General features: G+C 66.2%; 5 protein-coding genes and 1 pseudogene. 3 read left to right on the top strand and 3 right to left on the bottom strand.

Annotated elements, in window-relative coordinates:
* Positions 1-530: alcohol dehydrogenase catalytic domain-containing protein (locus tag VEI45_RS02480; protein WP_324849802.1), on the bottom strand; the 530-nt coding region annotated here is incomplete at its 3' end.
* Positions 527-1,312, bottom strand: a complete 786-nt coding sequence (locus VEI45_RS02475; protein ID WP_324849800.1) for an SDR family NAD(P)-dependent oxidoreductase — start codon at positions 1,310-1,312, stop codon at positions 527-529. The genes VEI45_RS02480 and VEI45_RS02475, both read right to left, overlap by 4 nt.
* 133 nt (positions 1,313-1,445) lie before the next feature.
* Between VEI45_RS02475 and VEI45_RS02470 the strand changes: the two genes are divergently transcribed.
* Genes VEI45_RS02470 through VEI45_RS02460 form a run of 3 tightly spaced genes read left to right on the top strand, consistent with a single transcriptional unit; the run spans position 1,446 to position 4,231 of the window.
* On the top strand, positions 1,446-2,384 hold the full coding sequence (locus tag VEI45_RS02470) for a class I SAM-dependent methyltransferase (RefSeq protein ID WP_324849798.1): 939 nt from the start codon (positions 1,446-1,448) through the stop codon (positions 2,382-2,384).
* Positions 2,385-2,395: 11 nt separating this feature from the next.
* Positions 2,396-3,313: a class I SAM-dependent methyltransferase gene (locus VEI45_RS02465; RefSeq protein ID WP_324849796.1), complete on the top strand. Its 918-nt coding sequence runs from the start codon at positions 2,396-2,398 to the stop codon at positions 3,311-3,313.
* Positions 3,314-3,319: 6 nt separating this feature from the next.
* Complete coding sequence (locus VEI45_RS02460; protein ID WP_324849794.1) at positions 3,320-4,231, top strand: class I SAM-dependent methyltransferase; 912 nt, start codon at positions 3,320-3,322, stop codon at positions 4,229-4,231.
* Here VEI45_RS02460 and VEI45_RS02455 read toward each other — a convergent pair.
* Positions 4,228-4,492: pseudogene (locus VEI45_RS02455) on the bottom strand (signal peptide peptidase SppA); the annotation flags it as partial. The gene VEI45_RS02460 and the pseudogene VEI45_RS02455 overlap by 4 nt on opposite strands.

Below are 4,492 nucleotides of genomic sequence, written 5' to 3'. Positions count from 1 at the left end.
TCGGGCACCGAATCGGGCACCGCGAACAGCATGCTGTCGTGGGCCGGCATCAGCTCGGCGTAGCCACCGGTCACATCGGCCGACACCCCGGTGTGAATACCGGGTTTGATGTCGCCGTCGCAAAAGCTCCAACACAGGCTGTAGTCGCCGTTCTGGCAGGCCGGACAGGGCGACTCGATGCCGCGCGGTCCGCAGGACAACCAAGGGTTGAGCACAACGCGCTGGCCCACCTCCAGCCCGCGGGCCTTGGGCCCCAGTTCCACCACGTCGGCGACCACCTCGTGGCCCATGACTTGAGGAAACGAGCAGAAGGCCGCCATAGCGTTGTCGGTGTCACCTTCGCCGAAGTCCAGCAAGATCTGCTTGGAGTCCGAGCCGCAGATACCCGTCAGCCGAGGTCGAGTGATCACCCAATCATCATGCAGCAGTTGGGGATCCGCTACTTGCTGCAGCGCAACCGGACTGTGAGTCAGTGCGTCGTCGGGTCCATCCAACGGCTCGGGTGGCACACCGAAAACCAGCGCTCTCATCGCGCCGCCATGGCTGCGGCGCCGGTGATGTAGGCGTCCAGGTCGGCATTTTTGGCGTCGACTATGTCTTTGAGGGCCATCATTACCGGCAGATAGTGCTCGAAACGGTCGCTGTCCAGCGCCGCGATAATGCCGTCGGCCACCTCATCGGCCGGCACCTTGGGCCCCTGGTAGAGCGGTTCCTCGCTGCCCGGCTGATCCCAGATCTCGGTGTCGACCGGCCCCGGCTCGATCAGCTTCACGCACACACCGCTGCCGTACAGGTCGACGGCCATTGACTCGCTCCAGCCGCAGAGCGCGAACTTGCTGGCGCAGTATGCGGCCTCGTGGATGATGCCTAACCGGCCACCCACGCTGGACACGTTGACGATGACGCCGCGCCCGCGTTCCAGCATCCGCGGCAAGACGGCCAACGTCAGCCGCATCGGGGCGAGGAAGTTGACCCGCATGACCTCCTCGACCTCGGCCGGAGCCAGCGCATCGACGGCCCGGCGTTTCGGCGTGGCGGCGTTGTTGACCAGCACGTCGATGCCGCCCAGGTCGTCCCATGCCCGCGACCCCAGCTCGCCGGCCGTCGCGGTATCGGCCAGGTCGGCCACCCACATCGTCGAGTCCGCCGAGGTTCTGCGGCAGTCGGCCAGAACCTCGGCAAGACGCTCCGAGCGGCGGGCGATCAGTCCCACCACCGCGCCGTGGCCGGCCAGCCGCCGAGCCAGGGCGGCACCTATGCCCGATGACGCGCCGGTGATCACCACCCGCTTTCCTGCTACCGCGTACGCCATAGCCAAAGCGTGGCGCGAATGGCCAGCTGTGACATGGGTTTCGGCAATATGCGTAGATAACTAGGAATTAGGCCGCGTGGTAGGCTTGTTATATTGGCTAAGTATCAACCTGGCTTCTTGCAGAGGGGTAGCGATGGCACGCACCGATGACGACACCTGGGATCTCGCCTCGAGCGTCGGCGCGACCGCCACGATGGTCGCGGCGGCCCGCGCGATGGCGAGCAGGGCCGAGCAGCCACTGATCAACGACCCGTTTGCCGAGCCGCTCGTTCAGGCCGTCGGCCTGGACCTGTTCGCCCGACTGGCCAGCGGCGAGCTGACGCCCGCCGACCTCGAGGACGACAGCGACGGTGCTAACTGGGGCGTGCAGCGGATGACCGACAACATGGCGGTCCGCACCAAATTCTTCGACGAGTTCTTCATCGACGCCACCAATGCGGGGATCAGGCAGGCGGTGATCCTGGCGTCCGGACTGGATGCCCGCGCCTACCGGCTGCCCTGGCCGGCCGGCACCACGGTGTACGAGATCGACCAGCCGCAAGTCATCGAATTCAAATCCCACACGCTCGCCGAGCTGGGCGCCCACCCCACCGCCTACCGGCGTGCGGTAGCCATCGACCTGCGCGACGACTGGCCGGCCGCGCTGCAAGCGGCAGGTTTCGACCCTGACCAGCCCAGCGCATGGAGCGCCGAAGGCCTGCTGGGCTACCTGCCACCCGATGCGCAGGATCGCTTGCTCGACACCATCACCGCGCTCAGCGCCCCGGGCAGCCGGATCGCGACCGAAAGCGGGCCCACCCGGGACCCCGCGCACGAGGAGCGGATCAAAGACCGCTTCCGGACCGTGTCCGAGCGCTGGCGTAAACACGGGCTCGATCTCGACATGACCGAGCTGGTCTACTTCGGCGACCGCAACGAAGCGGCGACCTACCTGTCCGACCACGGTTGGCAGATGGCCGGCAACAGCATCCGGGAACTGTTCGCGGCCAACGGTCTTCCGCCCATCGAGCAGGACGACTTGCCGTTCGCCGACCGGCAGTACGTCCACGGCACGCTGACCGAAAAGAAGTAGGAGCGATCACCATGGCACACGCCCAATCCGGAAGATTCGACGGCGACAGTTGGGACCCGGCATCCAGCGTGGGCGCGACCGCGACCATGGTTGCCGCCTCGCGCGCACTGGCCTCACAAGGGCCCGACCCGCTGCTCGACGATCCGCTGGCCGATCCGCTGGTCCGCGCGGTCGGCGTGCCTCCGTTCGTCCGACTTCTCGACGGAGAGGTCCAGCTGGATGACGACCCGGCAATGAACCGCCGAACGCGGATTGAGCAAATGGCAGTGCGCACAAGATTTTTCGATGACTTCTTCGTTGCCGCCACCGATGCCGGGATTCGCCAGGCGGTCATCCTGGCTTCTGGCCTGGACACCAGGGCCTACCGCCTACCGTGGCCGGCCGGGACGGTGGTCTACGAGATCGACCAGCCTCAGGTGATCGACTTCAAGACCAACACCTTGGCCGGTCTCGGCGCCAACCCGACCGCCGCGCGCCGTACGGTCAGCATCGACCTGCGCGACGATTGGCCAACAGCGTTGCGGCAGAAGGGCTTCGACGTGGATCAGCCGACGGCGTGGAGTGCAGAAGGGTTATTGCCCTACTTGCCGCCCGAGGCCCAGGACCGATTGTTCGACAACATCACCGCACTCAGCGCGCCGGGAAGTCAGCTCGCCACCGAGCACATCTCCGACTCGGACGCCTTCTCCGAGGAGAGCGTGCAGCGCATCAGCGAGCGGTGGCAGCGTGCCGGTTTCGACCTCAACGCGGCCGACCTGTTCTACCAAGGCGAGCGCAGTATCGTGATCGACTACCTGACCGGCCACGGCTGGCAGGTGGCCGCGCATCCCGCACCGGAACTGTACCAGCGCAATGGATTCACCTTCCCAGAAGACGAGTCGATGGCTATGTTCCGGAACATGAGCTACGTCGCCGCCACCCTCGGATAGGCGGCCATGGCGCGCACGCATGACGACAGCTGGGATCTGGCCTCCAGCGTGGGCGCAACCGCGACCATGATCGCCGCCGGCCGCGCGATGGCGACGAAGGATCCCAGAGCGCTGATCAACGACCCGTTCGCCGAACCGCTGGTCCGCGCCGTCGGGCTGGATTTCTTCGTGAAGATGATCGACGGCTCGATCGACTTCTCAACCAACGAGAACGCGTCGCCGGCCCGGATGCAGGCGATCATCAACGGGGTCGCGGTGCGCACCAAGTACTTTGACTCCTACCTGCTGGCAGCAGTCGATGCCGGTGTGCGTCAAGTGGTAATCCTGGCGTCCGGCCTGGACGCCCGGGCCTATCGATTAGATTGGCCACCCGACACCACCGTCTTCGAAGTCGATCAGCCAGAAGTGATCGACTTCAAGACGACCACGCTGGCCGGCCTCGGCGCCCAACCCACCGCCGATCGCCGTACCGTCGGCATCGATCTGCGCTACGACTGGCCGACGGCACTGCGTGCGGCCGGCCTGGACACCGAAGCACCGACGGCCTGGCTGGCCGAGGGGCTGCTGATCTACCTGCCGCCCGAAGCCCAGGACCGGTTGTTCGACAACATCACCGGCCTGAGCGTGCCGGGCAGCACCATTGCCACCGAATACGTGCCAGGCCTGAAGGACTTGGACCCCGACCGGGTTCGGGAGCGGACTGCGGCGTTTCGCGAGCACATCGACATCGATATGCCGTCACTGGTGTACGCCGGTGACCGCAGCCACGTCATCGAGTACCTGCGCGCCAAGGGATGGGATGCTGGCGGCACCCCCCGCGCGGAGTTGTTCAAGCGCGATGGACTTGAAATTCCCGCCCCCGAGGATGACGAGCCACTGGGCGAAATCATCTACGTCAGCGGCACACTCGCGAGCTAGAAATGAGACTCCCCCAGCCATAGCACGCTGGCACCGCTCAACGTCCGCTCGGCCTGCTCGATGATCCCAACCACCGACTGGCCGATCAACGCGCCCACCGCATCCGGCAACGACGCGGCCGCCGGTTGCGAGGACGGGCGTGGCCGCAGGAAGTCCCACAGCGACGAGCCCGGGTAGCCGACAATGCGGACGCTGGCGTCTTCCTCCAAGCCCGCCAACACCTTAGCCCGGCGCACCGCAGTGCGCAGGCCGCCGAGTTCG

It is taken from the genome of Mycobacterium sp. (genome assembly GCF_035623875.1).
Lineage (GTDB): Bacteria > Actinomycetota > Actinomycetes > Mycobacteriales > Mycobacteriaceae > Mycobacterium.
Note: the sequence above shows the minus strand (reverse complement) of the source record. Positions and strands in the feature narration are given on the sequence as shown.

Excerpts from the sequence above, each read along its gene's own strand:
- VEI45_RS02460 (WP_324849794.1), top strand. The coding sequence starts at position 3,320 with ATGGCGCGCACGCATGACGACAGCTGGGATCTGGCCTCCAGCGTGGGC.
- VEI45_RS02475 (WP_324849800.1), bottom strand. The coding sequence starts at position 1,312 with ATGGCGTACGCGGTAGCAGGAAAGCGGGTGGTGATCACCGGCGCGTCA.
- VEI45_RS02470 (WP_324849798.1), top strand. The coding sequence starts at position 1,446 with ATGGCACGCACCGATGACGACACCTGGGATCTCGCCTCGAGCGTCGGC.
- VEI45_RS02465 (WP_324849796.1), top strand. The coding sequence starts at position 2,396 with ATGGCACACGCCCAATCCGGAAGATTCGACGGCGACAGTTGGGACCCG.